The organism is Streptomyces sp. NPDC026377 (assembly GCF_055567715.1).
Map to the genome: position 1 here is coordinate 1 of NZ_JBVHPV010000029.1, position 22,518 is coordinate 22,518.

Genomic DNA, 22,518 nt, shown 5'->3' on the forward strand with positions numbered 1-22,518 from the left:
GCCGGCGGAACACCGCGCACGAAGCCGAAGGGCGGGTGAGCCACCTGCGCAACCTGCGTGACATACGCGACCGCTTCGCGCACGCCGCCTGAACGCCGCCCGGGAAACGTGATGACCTTGATCGTCCCCACGGGTGCCGCGACACCGTACGGCTGTGCGATGCTCGGCGCTGTGGAGACCAGGTCCTTCAGCCCCGTGTTCGTCGGCCGCGCCGGTGAACTGACCGCCTTGACCGAAGCGCTCGCCCGCGCCACCGCGGGCGAGCCGCAGGCGTTGCTCGTGGGCGGTGAGGCCGGGGTCGGCAAGACCCGGCTCATCGAGGAGTTCACGGGCGCCGCCTGCGACGCCGGCGCGGTGGTCGCCGTCGGCGGCTGCGTCGAGATCGGCGCCGACGGACTGCCGTTCGCCCCCTTCTCCACCGCGCTGCGCACCCTGCGCCGCCGGCTGCCCGACGAACTCGCCGCGGCCGCCGAGGGCCAGGAGGAGGAGCTGGCCCGGCTGCTGCCGGAGCTCGGCGAGGCCAGCCGGGAGAGCGGCGAGGACGGCACCGCCCGCCTCTTCGAACTCACGGTACGGCTGCTGGAGCGGACCGCCGCCGACCGCACGGTCGTCCTGGTCCTGGAGGACCTGCACTGGGCGGACGCCTCCACCCGCCATCTGCTCGCCTACCTGCTGCGCACCCTGCGGCGCGGCCGGCTCGTCGTCGTCGCCACCTACCGCGCCGACGACATCCACCGCCGCCACCCGCTGCGCCCCCTGCTCGCCGAACTCGACCGGCTGCGCACGGTCCGCCGCATCGAGCTGTCCCGCTTCAGCCGCGGCGAGGTCCGCCGCCAGCTCACCGGGATCCTCGCCACCGAGCCCGACCAGGCCCTGGTGGACGACATCTTCGCCCGCTCCGACGGCAACGCCTTCTTCGTGGAGGAGCTGAGCGTCTGCCACGAGACGGGCTGTGCCCCCGGCGGCCTCAGCGAGTCCCTGCGCGACCTGCTGCTCGTACGGGTCGAGACGCTGCCCGAGGACGCCCAGCTGGTCGTCCGCATCCTCGCCGAGGGCGGCTCCACCGTGGAGCACCCGCTGCTCGCCGCCGTCTGCCGGCTCCCCGAGGACGACCTCGACGCGGCGCTGCGGGCGGCCGTCGGCGCCAACATCGTGCTGCCCACCGAGGACGGCGACGGCTACCGGTTCCGGCACTCGCTGGTCCGCGAGGCCGTCAGCGACGACCTGCTGCCCGGCGAGCGCTCCCGCCTCAACCGCCGCTACGCCGAGGCCCTGGAGGCCGACCCGGCGCTGGTCCGCGCCGACGAGTACGCCACCCGCCTCGCCACCTACTGGTACTCCGCGCACGACGCCGCTAAGGCGCTTCCGGTGGTGCTGCGCGCCGCCGTCGAGGCCCGCAAGCGGCACGCCTACTCCGAGCAACTGCGCCTGCTGGAGCGGGGAATGGAGCTGTGGGACTCCGTCCCCGCCGACGTCCGCGCCGAGCTGCGCCCGCTGGACTACGCCGGCGCCTATCCCTCGTGCGACACCTGCGACCCCGCCACCACCCCGCTCGGCTACCTCGACCTGCTCGCCGAGGCCGCCGTCGCGGCCCGCTTCGGCGGGGACCGCGAACGGGCCCTCAAGATCGCCAAGCGTGCGCTGCGGATCATCGAGGTCGACGAGGCGGACGCCCGGCCCGGGAGCCCCCACGGCGACCCGCTGCGGGCCGCCTGGTTCTGGACCGAGCTGTCCAAGCTGGTGCAGAGCCTCGGGCGCGGTGACGGGTGGGACGAGATCGCCACCGCCCAGGAGCTGGTGCGCGGGCTTCCGCCGTCCGCCGTGCACGCGGCGGTCCTGGCCACCGCCGCGGGCTGGGGCATGCTGCACCGCCCCGGCCCCGAGTCGCTCGCCGACGCCGAACGGGCCGTGGAGTACGCCAAGCTGGTCGACGCCGAGGAGACCGAGCTCAACGCCCGGCTCACCCTCGGCGGCCTGATGGTCGACGCGGGCGACCTCGACGGCGGCCTCGCCCTGATGCGCCAGGTCGTCGAGCGCTCGCTGGAGCTGGGCCTCGTCGGAGAGGCGTGCCGCGGCTATGTGAACCTCTCCTCCAGCCTGGAGTCGGTCGGCCGCTCCCAGGAGGCCGCGCGGACCGCGGCCGAGGGCGTGCGCGCCGCGCGCAGGTTCGGCCTCCTCGACAGCGAGTGCTGGGCCGCGACCAACGAGGCCGAGGCATTGGTCAGCCTCGGCCGCTGGGACGAGGCCGCGGAGCGCGCCGAGTGGGTCCAGCGCGCCGGAGGAAGCGGCAAGCCCCGGGGCGGGGCCGCACTGCGCCTGTCCCAACTGGCCGTCGCCCGCGGCGAACTGGACCTGGCCGCCACCCGCCTCGCCGAGGCCGTCGGCTACTTCGGCGTCCGCGACTCCATCCCCCAGAACGCGCTGCCCGTGGCCCAGATCGAGCTCACCGTCGCCGCCGGGCAGGGGCGGTTCGCCGACGCGCGCGCCGGTCTCGCCCGCGCCGTCGAGGCCGGCTTCCCGCCCGGCACCCAGCGCTACGGCTGGCCGCTGCTGCTCACCGCCACCGCCGTGGAGGCCGATCTGCGCGGGCTGCCCGCCGCCGGGGACGGCCGGGACGAGGCGCTGGCCCTGATCCGCTCGGCGGCCCGGACGATGCCCACCCCCAGCCCGCTGGCCAAGGCGTACGCCCTGTGCGTCGAGGCGGATCTGGCCCGCGCCGAGGGCCGGGACGACGCGGCGCGCTGGGAGGCGGCCGCCGCCGCCCTCCAGCCGCTGGAGCGCCCGTACGACCTGGCCCGGGTCTGCCACCGCTGGGCCGCGGCGCTGCTCGCCGAGGGCAACCGGCGCGAGACCGCCGCCACGCTGCTGCGGCAGTCGCACGCCGCCGCGCTGCGGCTGCGGGCCCGGCCGCTGGTGGAGGAGCTGGAGCTGCTGGCCCGCCGGGCCCGGCTGCCGCTCACCGAACCGGACCGGCCCGCCGTCCCGGACGAGGCCGACGACCCGGCCGGGGCGCTCGGCCTGACCAGCCGGGAGCAGGACGTCCTGCGCCTGGTCGCGGCCGGGCACAGCAACCGCCAGATCGCCGAGGAGCTGTACATCTCCCCGAAGACGGCCAGCGTGCACGTCTCCAACATCCTGGCCAAGCTGGGCGTCTCGGGCCGGGGCGAGGCCGCGGCGCTGGCGCACCGGCTCAACCTCTTCACCCACAGCGCGGTCTGAGCGGGGGCCACGGCCCCCGCCCGGGCGTCAGGTCACCTCCAGCTCCAGGATCCTGTCGTCACCCGGCTCGGGCGTGCCCCGGCCGTCGGTCTGGCTGGTCACCAGGAGCAGGGTGTGCGGCCCCGTCGCCACCACCGTGCGCAGCCGTCCGTACGTGGACGTCAAGAACGCCTGGGGCGGGGCCAGCGGTTTGGTGCCGTCCAGCGGGACGCGCCACAGCCGCTGGCCGCGCAGGGACGCCACCCAGACGCTCCCCGCCGCGTACGCCACCCCGCTCGGTGAGGCGTCGGCGGTCCGCCACTGCTCCACCGGGTCCACGAACCCCGGTTTCTTCCCCTTGCCCTCGACCAGCGGCCAGCCGTCGTTCTCGCCCGGCCCGATCAGATTGAGCTCGTCCCAGGTGTCCTGGCCGAACTCCGAGGCCCACAGCCGCCTCGCGCCGTCCCAGGCGAGGCCCTGCACATTGCGGTGGCCCAAGGAGTACACCACCGAGTCGGCCTCGGGGTTGCCGTGCACCGGCTGTCCGTCCGGCGTCATCCGCAGGATCTTGCCGCCCAGCGACTTCTTGTCCTGGGCCAGGCCCCGCTCGCCCGTCTCGCCCGTGCCCACGTACAGCATCTTGTCCGGGCCGAAGGCGATCCGGCCGCCGTTGTGGATGGTGCCCTTGGGGATGCCCCGCAGGATGGTGTCGGGCGCCCCCAGCTGCTCGCCCGCCGGGCGCTTCGCGTCGTAGATCATGCGGGCGACGCGGTTGTCGGACTCGGTGGTGAAGTACGCGTACACCTGGCGGTCCGAGGCGAACGCGGGGGAGAGGGCGAGGCCGAGCAGACCGCCCTCGCCGCCCGGCTGGACGCCCGGGACACTGCCCACCACGGTCTTCTCGCCCGCCGGGCCGACCCGGGTGACCGTGCCCTCGTCGCGCGAGGCGACCAGCAGGCCGCCGTCGGGCAGCGGGGCCACGCCCCAGGGCGACTTCAGCCCCTGGGCCACGGTTCTGACGACCTTGACCGAGCCCTTGGCGGGCGGGAGACCGGCCGCGGACGCCGAGGGGGAGGTCTTGGGGGAGGCCGGGGCGGGCGACGAGTGGGCGCCGCCGTCGGGCCGCGGCGCGGTCCCGGACGAGCACCCGGCCGCGAGCATCAGCACGGCAGTGGCCAACAGGGCCGTCACAGCAGGACGTTGCACGGTTCGCTTCCTTTCGAGCGGCTGCGGTCCCTACCGTAACGACACCGCCCCGCCCGCCCGGGCTCCCGCGCACCTCAGCGGGCCCCAGGTGCGGAATCTGCCGCTCGAAGGGCCCGAACGCCCTCTCAGTCCCAGGACCCCCGCGCCGCCGGCAGCCGTTCGATCTCCGCCTCGTCCCGGGCCGTCAGCACCAGCCCCGCCGCCGCGGCGTTCTCGCGGGCCCACTCCGCGCGCTTGGTGCCCGGCACCGGGACCACGTGCGGGCCCCGCCCCAGCAGCCAGGCCAGGGCGACCTGTGCCGGGGTCACCCCCTCCCCGTGCCGGGCGGCGACCCGGCGCAGCCCCGCCACCACGGGCTGGTTGGCGGCCATCATCTCGGCGGTGAAGCGGGGGTGCCGGGCCCGTACGTCGTCGGGCTCGAAGCCCTGACCGGGGGTGAGCGTGCCGGAGAGGAAGCCGCTGCCGAGCGGCATCGCGGCCAGGAAGCCCACGCCCCGCGCCGCGCACCACGGCAGCAGCGCGTCCAGTGCCTCGCGCGCCCACACCGAGAGCTCGGCCTGGACGGCACTGACCGGGAAGACCTGCTGCACCCGCTCCAGTTGGCGGATCGTCATCTCATGGGGTGAGCCCGCCCGCCGGGCGACCGGGGCGCCCGTCGCGCACACCCCCAGCGCCCGCACCTTGCCCGCCGCCACCAGTTCCGCCATCGCGCCCCAGGTCTCCTCGACCGGCACCTCGGGGTCCGCCCGGTGCAGCTGGTAGAGGTCGATGACGTCGGTCTGCAGGCGCCGCAGCGAGGCGTCGCAGGCCCGCTTCACATAACCGGGCCGGCCGTTGGCCACCACATGCGCGTCACCGCCCACCAGCAGCCCGCACTTGGTGGCGACGAACGCCTCGCCCCGGCGCTCCTTCAGCGCCCGGCCCACCAGCAGCTCATTGGTGAACGGCCCGTACATGTCCGCGGTGTCCAGCAGCGAGGACCCGGCGTCCAGGGCCGCGTGCACAGCGCGCAACGAGCGGTCCCCACGCCGTTGCGAGGCGGTGTATCCCCAGCTCATGGGCATACAGCCGAGGCCGATCGCGCCCACCTCCAGGGCCGCGGCACCGATAGTCCTGCGCTCCAACTCCCCGTACCCCTCCGTACCGCCCCGGGTGTGGCCCCCAACCTAACCTCTGGCCCCCCCGGGCCCTGACATAGCCTCCGGGCATGACTGCAGACGTATGGCTCCCGCTCCCGGCCGACGAGGTCCCGGGCCTTCCCGACGGCCTCTCCTACCGCCTGTGGGACGGCGGCGCGGACTACCCCGCCGACCCCGCCGACTGTGCCTTCTACGTGGTCCCGTACATGAAGGGCTCCGAGACGGCCGTGCGGCCGCTCGCCGCGATGACCGGCGTCCGGGTCTTGCAGACGCTCTCCGCGGGCATCGACCACGTACAGCCCGGGCTCGGGAGCCTCGCCCCGGGCGTGCGGCTGTGCAACGCGCGCGGAGTGCACGAGGCGTCCACCGCCGAGCTCACCCTCGCGCTGATCCTGGCCTCGCTGCGCGGAATTGCCTCGTTCGTCGTGGGGCAGGAGAAGGAGGAGTGGCGGTCCGGGTTCTACCCGGCCCTCGCCGACAAGTCGGTCCTGATCGTGGGGTACGGATCGATCGGCGCGGCCATCGAGGACCGGCTCGCGCCCTTCGAGTGCGCCCGGGTGGCGCGCGTGGCGCGCTCCCGGCGCACGACTGCGCGCGGCCCCGTGCATCCCCTCACCGAACTGCCCGCACTGCTGCCGGAAGCCGACGTGGTGGTCCTCTCCACACCGCTCACCGAGCAGACGAAGCACCTCGCGGACGCAGACTTCCTGGGCCGCATGAAGGACGGAGCGCTGCTGGTGAACGTCGCCCGCGGCCCCGTCGTGGACACCGGAGCGCTCCTCGCGGAGCTCGGGAGCGGCCGTCTGCGCGCCGCCCTGGACGTCACCGATCCGGAGCCGCTGCCCGCCGGACACCCGCTGTGGCACGCGCCGAACGTTCTCATCAGCCCGCACGTCGGGGGCTCCACGTCGGCTTTCCTGCCCCGCGCCAAGTCGCTCCTCGCCCGTCAGCTGACCAAGTACGCGGCCGGGCAGCCGCTGGACAATGTGGTCATGACGATCGCGTAGGGCGCTCCCGCCTTCGATTGGCAACTCTGCGCAGTGGTTCGCGTGCGATCCGTGTCCTCAACTCCCTTCGTGGTCACGGAGAGTAGAGGAACTATGTCCCTGAGTGACGAGACTGGTGTATCGTCCCGACCGGGGGCTGCGCCGCGTGTCCGAAGCGCGGGGGAGCGAAAGTCACAGCGAGGGGGGCGACGGGCGATGCACGGCCAATGGACCAACGATCCGACGCGACGGAGCCGCCGACGGCTGCCCCGGAGCACCCGAGCGGGACTGCTGCGGGACCGCACCCGGCCCAGGGTCCGGAGCCGGGCCCGCACCCGGATGCCGGCCCGGCCCCGGCCCCCGGCCGGGGCGGCCCGCCCGCCCTCCCCGGCCGCCGGCCCGGCCGCGGCGAGGGCCCACCCGCCGGGCCGGGCGGGCGGCCCCGGGCCCCGCACCCCCACCGCGCCCCGGCCCGGAGGGGACCGGTGAGCGCCCCGGGGGCGGTGCTGCCCCGCCGGCCGCTCCCCGAGGGCGGCACGGGCCTGGTCTCGCAGCTAGTCCTCGCGGTGATCTGCGCGGGGTACGCGACGGGCGCGGCGCTCGGCTGGGGATCCCCGGAAGTCGCCGATGTGATGGGGGACTTCGGGCTGAGCGCCGCGGCGACCGCGGCCTCGGTCTCCTGCTTCCTCTACGCGCGCGGAGGCGCCGGGGAGGGGGAGAGCCGCTTTCGGCCCGCGTGGCTGCTGTTCTCGTTCTCCTCCGCCATGGCGGCGAGCGGCAACGGAGTCTGGGGGTGGTATCAGGTGGTGCTGGAGCACCCGGTCCCCTCGCCCTCCCTGGCCGACCTGTTCTTCCTGCTCTTCGCGCCGCCCGCGATCGTCGGTCTCCTGGTGCTGGCCAAGCGCCCGGTCACCCGGGCCGGCTGGGTCTGCCTGGCGCTGGACTCCTGGCTGATCGGCGGCTCGCTGCTGACCCTCTCCTGGAGCCTCGCCCTCGCGCACACCGCGCACTTCGAGGGCGAGAGCGTCGCGCGGGCCGCGCTGGCCCTGGCCTATCCGCTGCTCGACATCGTGCTGGTGAGCATGGTGCTCGCGCTGCACTTCAGGCGCTCGTCCGCCAACCGCTCGGCGATCAACACGGCCATCGCGGCGCTCGCCCTGACCGTGCTGTGCGACGCGCTGTACACCTCACCGCTGCTGCGCGAGCACTACCGCTCCGGCCAGCTCCTGGACGCGGGCTGGTTCGCCGCCTCGCTCCTGCTGGCCTACGCGCCGTGGGGGGCCGCCAGGCTCGCCCCCGGCCGGGCGTCCGCCCCGCCCCAGCCGCCCCGGCGGCCCGGCGCGCCCCCCGCGAGCCGGCCGATCGCCGGCTCCCTGGGCGCCCTCACGCCGTACCTCGCGGCCGCGGTGTGCACCCTGGGCATCCTCTACAACGTGATCGAGGGCCGCCGGGTGGACCGTGTGGTCGTCTTCACCGGCTGCACGGTGGTGCTGGCGCTGGTGGTGCGCCAGGCCATCATGCTGGTGGACAACATCGCCCTGACGCACGAACTGGCCCAGAAGGAGAACCACTTCCGCTCCCTGGTGCAGGGCTCCAGCGACGTCATCATGATCGCCGCGCCCACCGGCATACTGCGCTATGTGAGCCCGGCCGCCGCGGGTGTCTACGGGCGGGACGCGGAGGACCTGGTCGGCTCCGAGCTGGCCTCCCTCATCCACCCCGAGGACCTGGGCCGGGTCGTGCACGAGGTGCGGCGCTTCCTGGCCGCGCCCCCGCTGGAGGAGCCGACCACCCGGATCGAGTGCCGCTTCAAGTCGGGCACCGGCGAGTGGCTGAACGTGGAGTCGACCATCAACCGCCACCAGGGCGGCCTCATCCTCAACAGCCGGGACGTCACCGAACGGGTGCGGCTGCAGGCCCAGTTGCAGCACAACGCCGAGCACGACCCGCTCACCGACCTGCCCAACCGCGCCCTGTTCACCGAGCGGGTGCGCCAGGCGCTGAGCGGCCGGCGCGCCTCCGACCCCGGCACCGCGGTGCTCTTCATCGACCTCGACGGCTTCAAGCAGGTCAACGACACCATCGGCCACCAGGCCGGCGACGAGCTGCTGATCCAGGCGGCCCGGCGCCTGCAGGACTCGGTCCGCGCCGGTGACACCGCCGCCCGCCTCGGCGGCGACGAGTTCGCCGCCCTGATCCTCGGCGACGGGGGCCGGGACCGGGCGGCCCGCCAGCACCAGGTGCACGAGATCGCCGACCGGCTGCGCCTGACACTCTCGCAGCCGTACCAGATCGACGGCAACGAGGTACGGGTCGCCGCCTCCATCGGCGTCGCCTTCGCCGAGCGGGACGTCAGCGCCCGCGAGCTGATGCGCAACGCCGACCTCGCGATGTACCGCGCCAAGTCCGGGGGCAAGAACCGCGTCGAGATGTACGTGCCGCAGATGCAGGCCGAGGTGGTCCGCAAGACCGAGATCGCCGCCCGGCTGCGCACCGCGCTGCACGAGGGCGAGTTCACGCTCCTGCACCAGCCGGTGGTCGACCTCACCACCGGGCGGGTGGCCGCCGTGGCCGCGCAGGCGCGCTGGAGATCCGCCCAGGGGATCCTGTTCACCCCGGCCGAATTCCTGCGGGTCGCCGACGACAGCGAGCGCACCGCCGAGCTGGGCCGCCGCCTCCTGGAGGAGGCCGTCGAGCAAGCCGCCGAGCGCCGGGCGGCCGGGCACCACACCCCGGTCGCGGTGCGCCTGCCGGCCAGCCGCCTGCTCGACAAGTCCATGCCGCTCGGATCGGTGGAAGCCCTGCTGACCAGGTACGGGCTGCCCTCGGGCGCCCTGGTGATCGAGCTGTCCGACAGCGACCCGAGGATCTCCTTCGACGAGCTGGAGCGCCGTCTGGTGAGCCTGCGCCGCCTGGGTGTACGCATCGCCCTGGACGGCTTCGGCAGCGGCTACGCGGCGATCAACGCCCTGCGCCGGCTCCCCATCGACGTACTGAAACTGGACAGGGGACTGGTCGAGGGCGTGGTCGAGTCCGCCCGGCTGCACAAGATCACCAGCGGGCTGCTGCGGATCGCCTGCGACCTCGGGATGCAGTCGGTGGCCGACGGCGTGGACGTACCGGAGCAGGTGATGGCGCTGCGGGCGATGGGATGCACCCACGGGCAGGGCATGGCCTTCTCCGGACCGCTCGACGAGTACCGGCTGCGCCGGGCGCTGGTGCGGGGCACGTTCCCGGTGCCGGGCGGGGCCGCGCTGTCCGTGCTCAGCGGCCGGACGCTGCCCTCCGTCCGGGTCAATCACTCAAATAGTGAGACACCCGTCCCACCCACTTGACACGTCCGGGGCGCCGGGGGGAGGGTCAATGCCATGCGCACCCGAATTCTCGTACTTGGAAAGCGCGTCGGCTGAAGCCGGGCCCCCCTCGCGGGCCCAGTGGACCACTCCCGACGCGCTCCCCTCGCTTGCCTGACGGCACGAGGGGTTTTTTGTTGCACTGGCACCCCTGAAGCACGACAGCGATCCCGACCAAACCCCCGCACAAACCCTCAGCTTCGAGAAGAGAATGCCGATGACCGAGCAGGCCACCGGGGCCCACCACCCGCAGCCGCGGGCCCGTAACGGCGGACACCCGTCCGCCACCGTTGAGCACGTCACGGGCGCGCAGTCCCTCATCCGCTCTCTCGAGGAAGTCGGGGCCGAGACCGTCTTCGGCATTCCGGGCGGCGCCATCCTCCCGGCGTACGACCCGATGATGGACTCCACCCGGGTCCGCCACGTCCTGGTCCGTCACGAACAGGGCGCCGGCCACGCCGCCACCGGCTACGCGCAGGCCACCGGCAAGGTCGGCGTCTGCATGGCGACCTCGGGCCCCGGCGCCACCAACCTGGTCACGCCGATCGCGGACGCCCACATGGACTCCGTCCCGCTCGTCGCCATCACCGGGCAGGTCTCCTCCAAGGCGATCGGCACCGACGCCTTCCAGGAGGCGGACATCGTCGGCATCACCATGCCGATCACCAAGCACAACTTCCTGGTCACCAAGGCCGAGGACATCCCGCGCACCATCGCGGAGGCCTTCCACATCGCCTCCACCGGACGCCCGGGCCCGGTCCTGGTCGACATCGCCAAGGACGCCCTCCAGGCCCGCACCACCTTCTCGTGGCCGCCGCACATGGACCTGCCGGGTTACCGCCCGGTGACCAAGCCGCACGCCAAGCAGATCCGTGAGGCCGCCAAGCTGATCGTCCAGGCGAGGCGCCCGGTCCTGTACGTCGGCGGCGGCGTCCTGAAGGCGGGTGCCACCGCCGAGCTGAAGGTCCTCGCGGAGCTGACCGGAGCGCCCGTCACCACCACCCTGATGGCGCTCGGCGCCTTCCCCGACAGCCACCCGCTGCACGTGGGGATGCCGGGGATGCACGGCGCGGTCACCGCCGTCACCGCCCTGCAGAAGTCCGACCTGCTGATCGCGCTCGGCACCCGCTTCGACGACCGGGTCACCGGCAAGCTGGACAGCTTCGCCCCGTACGCGAAGATCATCCACGCGGACATCGACCCGGCCGAGATCGGCAAGAACCGCGAGGTCGACGTGCCGATCGTGGGTGACGCCCGCGAGGTCATCGCCGATCTGGTCCAGGCGGTCCAGGCCGAGCACACCGAGGGCCACACGGGCGACTACACCGCTTGGTGGAACGACCTGAACCGGTGGCGCGAGACCTACCCGCTCGGCTACGACCAGCCGGACGACGGCAGCCTCTCGCCGCAGCAGGTCATCCAGCGCATCGGCGAACTGGCCCCCGCCGACACGATCTTCGCGGCCGGCGTCGGCCAGCACCAGATGTGGGCCGCCCACTTCATCAACTACGAGCGCCCCGCCACCTGGCTGAACTCCGGCGGCGCCGGGACGATGGGGTACGCGGTCCCGGCGGCCATGGGTGCCAAGGCCGGTATGCCGGACCGCCCGGTCTGGGCGATCGACGGCGACGGCTGCTTCCAGATGACCAACCAGGAGCTCACCACGTGTGCGCTCAACAACATCCCGATCAAGGTCGCCATCATCAACAACGGCGCCCTGGGGATGGTCCGCCAGTGGCAGACCCTCTTCTACAACCAGCGCTACTCCAACACCGTGCTGCACAGCGGCCCCGGAGCCACCGGCAAGGAGCCCAGCGCCGGCACCCGCGTCCCGGACTTCGTGAAGCTGTCGGAGGCGATGGGCTGCTACGCGATCCGCTGCGAGCGCCCGGAGGACCTGGACAAGGCCATCGAAGAGGCCAACTCGGTCAACGACCGCCCGGTCGTCATCGACTTCATCGTCCACGAGGACGCCCAGGTGTGGCCGATGGTCGCCGCCGGCACCTCCAACGACGAGGTCATGGCCGCCCGGGGCGTCCGTCCCGACTTCGGCGACAACGAAGACGACTGAGAGAGCAGAGAGAGACCGCCACCATGTCCACCAAGCACACGCTCTCCGTCCTGGTCGAGAACACCCCCGGTATCCTCGCCCGGATCGCCGCGCTGTTCTCCCGCCGCGGTTTCAACATCGACTCGCTCGCCGTCGGTGTCACCGAACACCCCGACATCTCCCGCATCACCATCGTGGTCAATGTCGAGGACCTGCCGCTGGAGCAGGTGACGAAACAGCTCAACAAGCTGGTCAACGTCCTGAAGATCGTCGAACTCGAGCCCAGCGCCGCGATCCAGCGCGAACTCGTTCTGGTGAAAGTGCGGGCCGACAACGAAACGCGCTCCCAGATCGTCGAGATCGTCCAGCTCTTCCGCGCCAAGACCGTCGACGTCTCGCCCGAGGCGGTGACCATCGAGGCCACCGGCGGCGCAGACAAGCTGGAGGCGATGCTCAAGATGCTGGAGCAGTTCGGTATCAAGGAGCTCGTCCAGTCCGGGACGATCGCCATAGGGCGCGGCTCGCGGTCCATCACCGACCGCAGCCTGCGGGCCCTGGACCGCTCGGCCTGAACCGCCCCTCGCGGTGTTCGTATCGCGAGACTCAAAACTTCACCTGGCATCCCCGCCGTACGGTGGGACGCAACACCAGCACACCAAGGAGATATCCCAGTGGCCGAGCTGTTCTACGACGCCGACGCCGACCTGTCCATCATCCAGGGCCGCAAGGTCGCTGTGATCGGTTACGGCAGCCAGGGCCACGCCCACGCGCTGTCGCTCCGTGACTCGGGTGTCGATGTCCGCGTCGGTCTGCACGAGGGCTCCAAGTCCAAGGCCAAGGCCGAGGAGCAGGGCCTGCGCGTGGTCACGCCCGCCGAGGCCGCCGCCGAGGCCGACGTCATCATGATCCTGGTCCCGGACCCCATCCAGGCCCAGGTCTACGAGGAGTCCATCAAGGACAACCTGAAGGACGGCGACGCGCTGTTCTTCGGCCACGGCCTCAACGTCCGCTTCGGCTTCATCAAGGCCCCCGAGGGCGTCGACGTCTGCATGGTCGCCCCCAAGGGCCCGGGCCACCTGGTCCGCCGCCAGTACGAGGAGGGCCGCGGCGTCCCGTGCATCGCGGCCGTCGAGCAGGACGCGACCGGCAACGGCTTCGCGCTCGCGCTCTCGTACGCCAAGGGCATCGGCGGCACCCGGGCGGGCGTCATCAAGACGACCTTCACCGAGGAGACCGAGACCGACCTGTTCGGTGAGCAGGCCGTGCTCTGCGGCGGCACCTCCGCGCTGGTCAAGGCGGGCTTCGAGACTCTCGTCGAGGCGGGCTACCAGCCGGAGATCGCCTACTTCGAGTGCCTGCACGAGCTGAAGCTCATCGTCGACCTGATGTACGAGGGCGGCCTGGAGAAGATGCGCTGGTCGGTCTCGGAGACCGCCGAGTGGGGCGACTACGTCACCGGCCCCCGCATCATCACCGCCGACACCAAGGCCGAGATGAAGAAGGTCCTCACCGAGATCCAGGACGGCACCTTCGCCAAGAACTGGATGGACGAGTACCACGGCGGTCTGAAGAAGTACAACGAGTACAAGACCCAGGACGAGAACCACCTCCTGGAGACCACCGGCAAGGAGCTGCGCAAGCTCATGAGCTGGGTGAACGACGAGGAGGCGTAAGCCTTCGCGAGGGGCCGCGGCGGTGCGCCGCGGCCCCTCGTCCATCCCGCCGCGCTCATCCCGTTCACCCGTACGGGTGCAAATCCTTCCCCGGGGTCTCCACGACCTGGGGGAACCCCCGTCCCCGGGGAACACCGCCTTGAGCACCACTACACTGCTGCTCAACACATCGCGTTCAGGCCCACAGCGTCGTGCGTCTTCCACGCGGCCAAGCGACCCACCGCCTGCTGCGGCCGTCGGGACGGCAGTCCGCAGCACAGGAACTGTGAGGACTCACGTGAGCTCGAAACCCGTCGTACTCATCGCCGAAGAGCTGTCGCCCGCCACCGTCGACGCCCTCGGCCCGGACTTCGAGATCCGGCACTGCAACGGAGCCGACCGCGCCGAACTGCTGCCCGCCATCGCCGACGTGGACGCGATCCTGATCCGCTCCGCGACCAAGGTCGACGCCGAGGCCGTCGCCGCCGCGAAGAAGCTGAGGGTCGTCGCCCGCGCGGGCGTGGGCCTGGACAACGTGGACGTCTCCGCCGCCACCAAGGCCGGCGTGATGGTCGTCAACGCCCCGACCTCCAACATCGTCACCGCCGCCGAGCTCGCCTGCGGTCTGCTGGTCGCGACCGCGCGCAACATCCCGCAGGCCAACACCGCGCTGAAGAACGGCGAGTGGAAGCGGAACAAGTACACGGGCGTCGAGCTGAGCGAGAAGACCCTCGGCGTCGTCGGCCTCGGCCGCATCGGTGTCCTGGTCGCCCAGCGCATGTCCGCGTTCGGTATGAAGATCGTCGCGTACGACCCCTATGTGCAGCCCGCGCGCGCCGCGCAGATGGGCGTCAAGCTCCTCGGCCTCGACGAGCTGCTCCAGGTCGCGGACTTCATCACCGTGCACCTGCCCAAGACCCCCGAGACCCTCGGCCTCATCGGCGACGAGGCGCTCCACAAGGTCCAGCCGCACGTGCGGATCGTGAACGCGGCGCGCGGCGGCATCGTGGACGAGGCCGCGCTGTACTCGGCGCTGAAGGAGGGCCGCGTCGCGGGTGCGGGCCTTGACGTGTACGCCAAGGAGCCCTGCACGGACTCCCCGCTCTTCGAGCTCGACCAGGTCGTCTGCACCCCGCACCTGGGCGCCTCCACCGACGAGGCCCAGGAGAAGGCGGGCATCGCGGTCGCCCGCTCGGTGCGCCTGGCGCTCGCGGGCGAGCTGGTGCCGGACGCGGTCAACGTCCAGGGCGGCGTCATCGCCGAGGACGTGAAGCCGGGTCTGCCGCTCGCGGAGCGCCTGGGCCGGATCTTCACCGCGCTCGCGGGCGAGGTGGCGGTCCGCCTCGACGTCGAGGTGTACGGCGAGATCACCCAGCACGATGTGAAGGTGCTCGAACTGAGCGCGCTCAAGGGCGTGTTCGAGGACGTGGTGGACGAGACCGTCAGCTACGTCAACGCGCCGCTGTTCGCACAGGAGCGCGGTGTCGAGGTGCGGCTGACCACGAGCTCGGAGTCCCCGGACCACCGCAACGTGGTGACCGTGCGCGGCACGCTCTCCGGCGGCGAGGAGGTCGCGGTCTCCGGCACGCTGGCGGGCCCCAAGCACCTCCAGAAGATCGTGGCCATCGGCGAGTTCGACGTGGACCTCGCGCTCGCGGACCACATGGTGGTGCTGCGCTACGAGGACCGTCCCGGCGTCGTCGGCACGGTCGGCCGGATCCTGGGCGAGGCGGGTCTGAACATCGCGGGCATGCAGGTGGCGCGTGCGGAGGAGGGCGGCGAGGCCCTCGCGGTCCTGACCGTCGACGACACGGTGCCGCAGCCGGTGCTGAACGAGCTGGCCGAGACCATCGGCGCGGCCTCGGCCCGCTCGGTCAACCTGGTGGACTAGCCGTTCGGCTGCGGGTCCGCCGTGGCTGAGCGCGCGGTTCCCCGCGCCCCTGACGGCTTAGGGGCGCGGGGCTGTGACACATGCGGCTCCGCCGCGTGGGCGCGGCCGGCCCAGCACGGTTCGCGGCCGAAGGTCATATACGCTTGTCTTAGACATTCGTCTACCCGCCGGGTAGGCTCCCCGCATGGGACACCGTGAGGATCTGCTGGAAGGCGCCAAGCGCTGCCTGCTGGAGAAGGGGTTCGCGCGGACGACCGCGCGGGACATCGTCAAGGAGTCGGGGACGAACCTCGCGTCCATCGGCTACCACTACGGCTCCAAGGACGCGCTGCTCGCACAGGCGTACATCGCCCTGGTCGAGGGGGTCTCCGACGCCTTCGACGCGCCCGAAGGGGGCCCGGCCACCGCGCCGGGCTCGCTGGAGCGCTTCCAGGAGGTGTGGTCGAACATCATCTCCACCATGGAGCAGCCCGGCTCCATGTGGCACCTCAGCATGGAGATCATCGTCATGGGCGACCAGCTGCCGGGGGTGCGCGACCATCTGGCGCGGGCCCAGCGCGAGGGCGCGCGCGGCATCATCCCCATGTTCATGGGGGGCGAGGAGGCCGAGGTCGGTGACGACGAGGTCGACACGCTCGGCAAGTTCTACATGACGCTGATGATGGGACTCATCGCCCAGTGGACCTTCGACCCGGGCACGGCGGCGAGCGGCGCCGAGCTGACCGAGGGGCTGCGGCGGCTCATCCGTGCCACGGACACGGCCGAGCCCTCACAGGCGTGACGCCTTCAAGGCCATGTGCAGCAGCAGCCGGTCCTCGCCGTCGGCGAGGTCGAGCCCGGTGAGCTGCTCGACCCTGGAGAGCCGGTAGTAGAGGGTCTGGCGGTGGATGCCGAGCGCCGCCGCCGTACGGCCCGCCTGGCCCGCGCAGTCGAGGAACACCTCGGCGGTGCGGGCCAGTTCGCCGTGGGCCGGGGCGAGCAGGGAGGCGACCGCCGGGTCGGGCGGGGCGGCGGGCAGCGCGGTCAGCAGCCGGTACGGGCCGATCCCCGTCCACTGGGCGACCGGGCCGAACCCGGGTTCGGCGAGCACGGCCCGGGCCGCGCCCGCCGCCTCGTGCCAGGAGGCGGTCAGCTCGCCCAGACCCCGGCGGGCCGGTGCGACCCCGGCGGCGGCGCCCGGGCCGGCCGTGGCGCGCAGCCGTTCGGCGGCGGCCAGCGCGGGCGCGAGCGCGTCGGCCGAGCGCAGCCGCACCAGCGCGCCGAGCACCCGGCCGGGCGCGGCGCTCTCGTCCGCCCCCTCCTCGCCGGGCGCCCCCCACGGCACCGTGCACACCGCCGCCGTCCCCGGCACGGTCCGCACCGAGGGCGTCTCCCGGGGCCAGGGGCTGACGCAGACCACCGTGTGCAGGCCGTCCGCGTCCGGGCCGAGCGCCGAGCGCAGGGCGGTCGTCGCCATGTCGCGCTGCCAGCCCGGCCCGGCGGTCAGGGCCGCCCGGAACTCACGCGAGAGGTCGGTGCCCGCCCGCGCCTCGTCGGCGAGCAGCCCGCCTATCCGGGCGGCCACCTCCATCGCGGCGGCCAGCCGGTCCTCGGCCGGGCCCGGGTCGGCGTCGAGCAGCCACACGTAGCCGAGCACCACGCCCCGGTGGCGCACCGGCAGACAGATCCGGTCGCGGAAGACGCCGGCCTCGGGAGCGGCCGGGATACGGACCGGGCCGGTCGCGCGGGTGATGCCGAACCCCTCGAACCAGGCGCGCACCGCCGGGGTGGAGCGGCGGGTCAGGATCGAGCGGGTGCGCACCGGGTCCATGGCCGAGTCGTCCTCGGAGTCGTGCGCGCCGAAGGCGATCAGCCCGAAGTCGCGGTCCTCCAGGGTCGCGGGGGCGCCGAGCAGCGCCGAGATCTCATCGACCAGGTCCTGGTAGTCGCCCTTCACAGCAGCCATTCTCGCGCACCGCGACGCCTGCTTCAGACATCTGTCTGAGATGCGGGGCACGGATGCGTGACAGGTGTCGATGGCAGAGGATCGGACGGATATCTAGGTTTCACGGTGGTTCTCCGTGCCGTTCCCCGATCGTCGGGTTCCGGCCTCCTGCTACCCCTTTCCATGGAGGTGCCCCGTGCTGGGTCCCGTGATCCTCGCCGCGTCGCGCAGCGACAAGATGCGCCGTTTCGTCTCGGCCGCCCCCGGCACCAAGCAGGTCGTCGACCGGTTCATCGCCGGGGAGACGGTCGACGAGGTCGTGCCGATCGTCGAGGACGCCGCCGCCAAGGGCCTCGAGGTCACCCTTGACGTAGTGGGCGAGGACATCACCACCGTGGAGCAGTCCTACGCCGCGCGGGACGCCTACCTGGAACTGATCGAGCGTCTCAAGGGCCTGGACCTGGGCACCCGCGCCGAGATGTCGGTGAAGCTCTCCATGTTCGGCCAGGCGCTGGAGGGCGGCCACGAGCTGGCGCTGGCCAACGTCCGCCCGGTCGTCGAGGCCGCCGCCGCCATCGGCACCACGGTCACCCTGGACGCCGAGGACCACACCACCCTCGACTCGATGTTCGCCATCCACGAGGAGCTGCGGAAGGACTTCCCGCAGACCGGCTGCGTCATCCAGGCCTACCTCTTCCGCACCGAGGAGGACGCCCGCCGCCTGGCCGCCGCCGGCAGCCGCGTGCGGATCGTCAAGGGCGCCTACAAGGAGCCCGCCTCCGTCGCCTACCAGGACAAGGCCGAGATCGACAAGGCGTACGTCCGCGTCCTGAGGATCCTCATGGACGGCGACGCGTACCCGATGATCGGCTCGCACGACCCGCGGCTTGTCGCCATCACCCAGGAGCTCGCGCGGCGCGCCGGGCGCAAACTGGACGAGTACGAGTTCCAGATGCTGTACGGCATCCGCGGCGACGAGCACCTGCGGCTCGCGGCCGAGGGCCACCGGATGCGCGTCTACACGGCGTACGGCACCGACTGGTACGGCTACTTCATGCGCCGTCTCGCGGAGAAGCCGGCCAACCTGCTCTTCTTCGCCCGCTCCATCCTCACCAAGGGCTGAGCCCCACCACCCCTCACCAAGGAGTTCAGAGACTCATGGACGCTGTAACCCAGGTCCCCGCTCCCGTCAACGAGCCGGTGCACGGCTACGCCCCGGGTTCGCCCGAGCGCGCGCGCCTGGAGGCCAGGCTCAAGGAGCTGGCCGAGAACCCGATCGACCTGCCGATGACCATCGGCGGCGTCCAGCGGATGGGCGGCGGCGAGCGCTTCGACGTCGTGCAGCCGCACAACCACAAGGCCGTCCTCGGCACCTTCGCCAACGCCACCACCCAGGACGCGCAGGACGCCATCGACGCGGCCCTCGCCGCCGCCCCGGCGTGGCGTGCGATGTCCTTCGACGACCGCGCCGCGATCATCCTGCGCGCCGCCGAGCTGCTGGCCGGCCCCTGGCGCGAGACGCTGGCCGCCTCGACCATGCTCGGCCAGTCCAAGACCGCCCAGCAGGCCGAGATCGACACCCCCTGCGAGCTCGTCGACTTCTGGCGCTTCAACGTCCACTACGCCCGCCAGCTCCTCGCCGAGCAGCCCCCGGCGAACTCCCCGGGCGTGTGGAACCGCATGGACCACCGCCCGCTGGAGGGCTTCGTCTACGCGATCACGCCGTTCAACTTCACGGCCATCGCGGGCAACCTGCCGACCGCCCCGGCCCTGATGGGCAACGTGGTCGTGTGGAAGCCGTCCCCGACGCAGACCCACGCCGCCGTGCTGCTCATGCGGCTCCTGGAGGAGGCGGGCCTGCCCAAGGGCGTCATCAACCTCGTCACCGGTGACGGCCTCGCCGTCTCCGAGGTCGCCCTGAACCACCGCGACCTGGCGGGTATCCACTTCACCGGCTCCACCAAGACCTTCCAGCACCTGTGGAAGACGGTCGGCACCAACATCGAGAAGTACCGCACCTACCCCCGTCTGGTCGGCGAGACCGGCGGCAAGGACTTCGTCGTCGCGCACCCCAGCGCCGACCGCGCGGTGCTGAAGACCGCGCTGACCCGCGGCTCCTTCGAGTTCCAGGGCCAGAAGTGCTCGGCGTCCTCGCGCGCGTACATCCCCGCGTCGATCTGGAACGACGGCTTCAAGGAGGAGTTCGCGGCCGAGGTCGACGGCATCACCATGGGTGACGTCACCGATCTGTCGAACTTCATCGGCGCCGTCATCGACGAGCGCTCGTTCGCCAAGAACAAGGCCGCCATCGACCGGGCGAAGGCCGACGCCTCCTGCACGATCGTCGCGGGCGGCACCTACGACGACTCGGTCGGCTACTTCGTCCGCCCGACCGTCATCGAGTGCACCGACCCCGAGAACGAGGTCTTCACGACCGAGTACTTCGGCCCGATCCTCGCCGTCCACGTCTACGAGGACGACAAGTACGACGAGATGCTGACCCAGATGGAGTCGGTCTCGGACTACGCGCTGACCGGCTCGGTCATCGCGGGCGACCGCGCGGCGGCGGCGTACACGATGGACAGGCTCCGTTACGCGGCGGGCAACTTCTACATCAACGACAAGTCGACCGGCGCCGTCGTCGGCCAGCAGCCCTTCGGCGGCGGCCGCGCGTCGGGCACCAACGACAAGGCGGGCGCCCCGCAGAACCTGATGCGCTGGACGCTGACCCGCGCCATCAAGGAGACGCTGGTCCCGCCGACCGACTACACGTACCCGCACATGGGCTGACCTCCGGTCGCCTCTCGAACCCCGCCCCCGTCCTTGGTCCCCCAACCGAGGACGGGGGCGGTTCGCGTTCCCGGCCCGGGGCCGGTGGCTCAGACCTCCACCAGCACCTGCTCCAGGGACTTGCGTACGAGGTCGGGGACCTCGCAGCCCTCGGCCGGATAGCCGACCGGGACCACCGCGAACGCCTTCTCGTTCACCGGACGGCCCAGCACCTCGCGCAGGAACCGCATCGGGCTCGGGGTGTGGACGAGCGCGGCCAGCCCGCTCTGGTGCAGGGCGCTCAGGAGCAGTCCCACCGCGATCCCCACCGACTCGTCCACGTAGTAGTGCTTGTGCCGGGTGCCGTCCTCGGCCAGCCAGTACCGCTGCTGGAAGACCACGATCAGCGCCGGGGCGTCGGTGAGATGGCTCTTGACGGCGTCCGTGCCCAGCGGGCGCAGCGCCGCCAGCCACTCCTCGCCCAGCCGGCCGTCGTAGGAGAGGCGCTCCTCGTGCTCGGCCGCCTCCCGTATCCGGCGCCGTACCTCCGGGTCGCGGACGAGGACGAAGGTCCAGGGCTGCTGGTGCGCGCCCGAGGGAGCGGTCGCCGCGCACGCGACGGCGTCCCTGACCGCCTGCTCGGGGACCGGGTCGGGGGAGAACTGCCGGACGGTCCGGCGCTCGTCCATCGTGGCGCGCAGGGCCGCCGCCCGCGCCAGGGACTCGGCGGCGGGCATCCGGGCGGGGCGGTAGGGGACCGGGCGGTAGGGATCGCCGTGTGCGGGCGTCCACCGCCGCTGTGGGGAGGGTGACATGGAGCCGAGTGTGGCGCGGCCGCGCCCGGCGCGTAAGGGCGCGAAGCGGCCTGCCACAGTGGTCGTATGACTGAGTCCCAGCACACCGCGCACACCTCGCAGCTCGGCCCGGACGGCCTGCCGAGAATCCGTGAACTGCTCGACACCGCCTTCGACGGGGACTTCAGCGACGAGGACTGGGACCACGGCCTCGGCGGCGTCCACTCCTTCCTCGACGACGAGCAGGGCATCGCCGCGCACGGCAGCGTGATCATGCGCCGGGTGCTGCACGGCGGCCGGTCCTACCGCGTCGGCTACGTCGAGGCCGTCGCCGTGCGCGCGGACCGGCGCCGCCAGGGGCTCGGCGGGCGGGTCATGGCCGCCCTGGAGCATGTGATCGATGAGGCGTACGCGTTCGGCGCGCTCTCCGCCTCCGACGAGGGCGCCGCCCTCTACCGCTCCCGTGGCTGGCAGGTCTGGCCCGGCCGGATCGAGGCCCTGAGCCCGGACGGGGTGGTGCGCCTCGCCGAGGAGGAGGGCACCACCTTCCTGCGCCCGGCCGCGGGCCGCCCGCTGCCCGACCCCGCCCAGCCGCTGGTCTTCGACTGGCGCGACGGGGACGTGCTGTGAGGGGTGGGCCCAGGGACGGGGGTCCGAAGGCAGGCTTTCAGAGCACGCCCGCGTCCCGTGCCGTCCACACCGACGGGTACAGCGGGCGGAAGCCCAGCTCGTCCCGGAGCCGCAGCGTCGACATGATCGTGTAGAACGGGTCCGGGTCGGTGCGCCGCGCCATTTCCGGCGGCACCTCCACCCCGTTGAGCTGGTGCAGCTCCACCGCCGTCACCGGGCAGTCGTCCGCGATGTTGTACTTGCGGCCCGCCACCCCCGGCGCGTACAGCAGCCGCATCAGCGCCTGCGCCACGTCCGCGTGGTGCACCATCGGCAGCCGCTGGTACGCCGCCCACTGGCCCGCCCAGTACACCGACTGCGCCAGATGCGGGTCGCCCTCGCCGTAGACGAAGGCGAGCGCGCCCACCCGGACGTCGAGGCCGTGCTCACGGTGGAGGGCGAACAGCCCCTGTTCGGCGGCGGCCTTGGACTCCGCGTACGTCCCCCACAGCGGACCGCCCGGCAGCGGTGCGTCGTCCTCGGTCAGCGGCCGCCCTCGCCCCAGGCCGTACGCCAGGTTCGACGACACCTGCACGAACCGACCCACCCCGGCCTCCAGCGACATCCGGCCCAGCGCGAGCGCCGCGTCGCGGTTGACCGCGCGGTTCTCCTCCTCGCTCACGTTCCGGTAGGACACCGCCAGGTTCACCACCGCGTCCACCCCCGCCAGCGCCTTGCGCACCGACTCCTCCTCGCGCACGTCGCCGACCGCGACCTCATGGGCGCCGAGGGCCGAGCCGCGGGCCTCGTCGCGCACCAGGACCCGCACCAGGTCGGCCCGCCGGACCAGCCTCGGCACGAACCTGCGGCCGACCTCGCCCGTCGCCCCCGTCACCAGGATCCGCATCTTCCGCTCCTCTCGATGGCCTGGCCCCACAGTGGCGCGA

The 22,518-nt window shown here is 72.5% G+C and carries 16 protein-coding genes; 11 read left to right on the forward strand and 5 right to left on the reverse strand.

All coding sequences use genetic code 11. The features are described 5' to 3' along the window. The first annotated feature begins 111 nt into the window (after positions 1-111). Positions 112-3,219, forward strand: coding sequence for a helix-turn-helix transcriptional regulator (locus tag ACZ4MU_RS33660; RefSeq protein WP_467883338.1), 3,108 nt, complete (start codon positions 112-114; stop codon positions 3,217-3,219). A 27-nt stretch (positions 3,220-3,246) separates the two neighbouring features. Here ACZ4MU_RS33660 and ACZ4MU_RS33665 read toward each other — a convergent pair whose 3' ends face one another. Both ACZ4MU_RS33665 and ACZ4MU_RS33670 read right to left on the reverse strand, forming a co-directional pair. Then, the gene (locus tag ACZ4MU_RS33665) at positions 3,247-4,404 is read right to left on the reverse strand and encodes a PQQ-dependent sugar dehydrogenase (protein ID WP_467883339.1); all 1,158 of its coding nucleotides are present in this window, start codon (positions 4,402-4,404) and stop codon (positions 3,247-3,249) included. Positions 4,405-4,529: 125 nt separating this feature from the next. After that, positions 4,530-5,528, reverse strand: a complete 999-nt coding sequence (locus tag ACZ4MU_RS33670) for an aldo/keto reductase (protein ID WP_467883340.1) — start codon at positions 5,526-5,528, stop codon at positions 4,530-4,532. 83 nt (positions 5,529-5,611) lie between these two features. Between ACZ4MU_RS33670 and ACZ4MU_RS33675 the strand changes: the two genes are divergently transcribed. The 7 genes from ACZ4MU_RS33675 to ACZ4MU_RS33705 all read left to right on the forward strand — a co-directional run bounded on the left by ACZ4MU_RS33675 (position 5,612) and on the right by ACZ4MU_RS33705 (position 16,256). Then, positions 5,612-6,550: a 2-hydroxyacid dehydrogenase gene (locus ACZ4MU_RS33675; protein ID WP_467883341.1), complete on the forward strand. Its 939-nt coding sequence runs from the start codon at positions 5,612-5,614 to the stop codon at positions 6,548-6,550. Positions 6,551-7,014: 464 nt separating this feature from the next. Further along, on the forward strand, positions 7,015-9,864 hold the full coding sequence (locus tag ACZ4MU_RS33680) for a putative bifunctional diguanylate cyclase/phosphodiesterase (protein ID WP_467883342.1): 2,850 nt from the start codon (positions 7,015-7,017) through the stop codon (positions 9,862-9,864). Positions 9,865-10,093: 229 nt separating this feature from the next. After that, positions 10,094-11,953: an acetolactate synthase large subunit gene (locus ACZ4MU_RS33685; RefSeq protein ID WP_467883343.1), complete on the forward strand. Its 1,860-nt coding sequence runs from the start codon at positions 10,094-10,096 to the stop codon at positions 11,951-11,953. 23 nt (positions 11,954-11,976) lie between these two features. After that, positions 11,977-12,504 (forward strand): acetolactate synthase small subunit, encoded by a 528-nt coding sequence (gene ilvN / locus ACZ4MU_RS33690; protein WP_358836664.1) that lies wholly within the window; start codon positions 11,977-11,979, stop codon positions 12,502-12,504. 99 nt (positions 12,505-12,603) lie between these two features. Next, positions 12,604-13,605, forward strand: coding sequence for a ketol-acid reductoisomerase (gene ilvC, locus ACZ4MU_RS33695; RefSeq protein ID WP_358836665.1), 1,002 nt, complete (start codon positions 12,604-12,606; stop codon positions 13,603-13,605). A gap of 277 nt (positions 13,606-13,882) precedes the next feature. Further along, on the forward strand, positions 13,883-15,475 hold the full coding sequence (gene serA, locus ACZ4MU_RS33700; protein WP_467883344.1) for a phosphoglycerate dehydrogenase: 1,593 nt from the start codon (positions 13,883-13,885) through the stop codon (positions 15,473-15,475). Between the two features lie 184 nt (positions 15,476-15,659). Beyond that, positions 15,660-16,256 (forward strand): TetR/AcrR family transcriptional regulator, encoded by a 597-nt coding sequence (locus tag ACZ4MU_RS33705; protein ID WP_467883345.1) that lies wholly within the window; start codon positions 15,660-15,662, stop codon positions 16,254-16,256. Here ACZ4MU_RS33705 and ACZ4MU_RS33710 read toward each other — a convergent pair. Further along, the gene (locus ACZ4MU_RS33710) at positions 16,245-17,411 is read right to left on the reverse strand and encodes a PucR family transcriptional regulator (protein WP_467883372.1); all 1,167 of its coding nucleotides are present in this window, start codon (positions 17,409-17,411) and stop codon (positions 16,245-16,247) included. The two genes, ACZ4MU_RS33705 and ACZ4MU_RS33710, sit on opposite strands and share 12 nt — an antisense overlap. Before the next feature lie 184 nt (positions 17,412-17,595). Between ACZ4MU_RS33710 and ACZ4MU_RS33715 the strand changes: the two genes are divergently transcribed. Then, entirely contained in the window at positions 17,596-18,522 is a 927-nt protein-coding gene (locus tag ACZ4MU_RS33715; RefSeq protein WP_467883346.1) for a proline dehydrogenase family protein, read from the forward strand. Positions 18,523-18,557: 35 nt separating this feature from the next. Further along, entirely contained in the window at positions 18,558-20,189 is a 1,632-nt protein-coding gene (pruA, locus tag ACZ4MU_RS33720; RefSeq protein ID WP_467883347.1) for an L-glutamate gamma-semialdehyde dehydrogenase, read from the forward strand. A gap of 89 nt (positions 20,190-20,278) precedes the next feature. Here the strand turns inward: pruA and ACZ4MU_RS33725 are convergent, their stop codons facing one another. Beyond that, complete coding sequence (locus tag ACZ4MU_RS33725) at positions 20,279-20,983, reverse strand: nitroreductase family protein (protein WP_467883348.1); 705 nt, start codon at positions 20,981-20,983, stop codon at positions 20,279-20,281. A gap of 66 nt (positions 20,984-21,049) precedes the next feature. Here ACZ4MU_RS33725 and ACZ4MU_RS33730 point away from each other — a divergent pair, with 66 nt between their 5' ends. Then, positions 21,050-21,592 carry a GNAT family N-acetyltransferase gene (locus tag ACZ4MU_RS33730; RefSeq protein ID WP_467883349.1) on the forward strand — a complete coding sequence of 181 codons (543 nt, stop codon included), beginning with the start codon at positions 21,050-21,052 and terminating at the stop codon, positions 21,590-21,592. A gap of 37 nt (positions 21,593-21,629) precedes the next feature. On the opposite strand, the gene ACZ4MU_RS33735 is transcribed toward ACZ4MU_RS33730, so the two are convergent. After that, entirely contained in the window at positions 21,630-22,478 is an 849-nt protein-coding gene (locus tag ACZ4MU_RS33735) for an NAD-dependent epimerase/dehydratase family protein (protein WP_467883350.1), read from the reverse strand. Between the last annotated feature and the right edge of the window lie 40 nt (positions 22,479-22,518).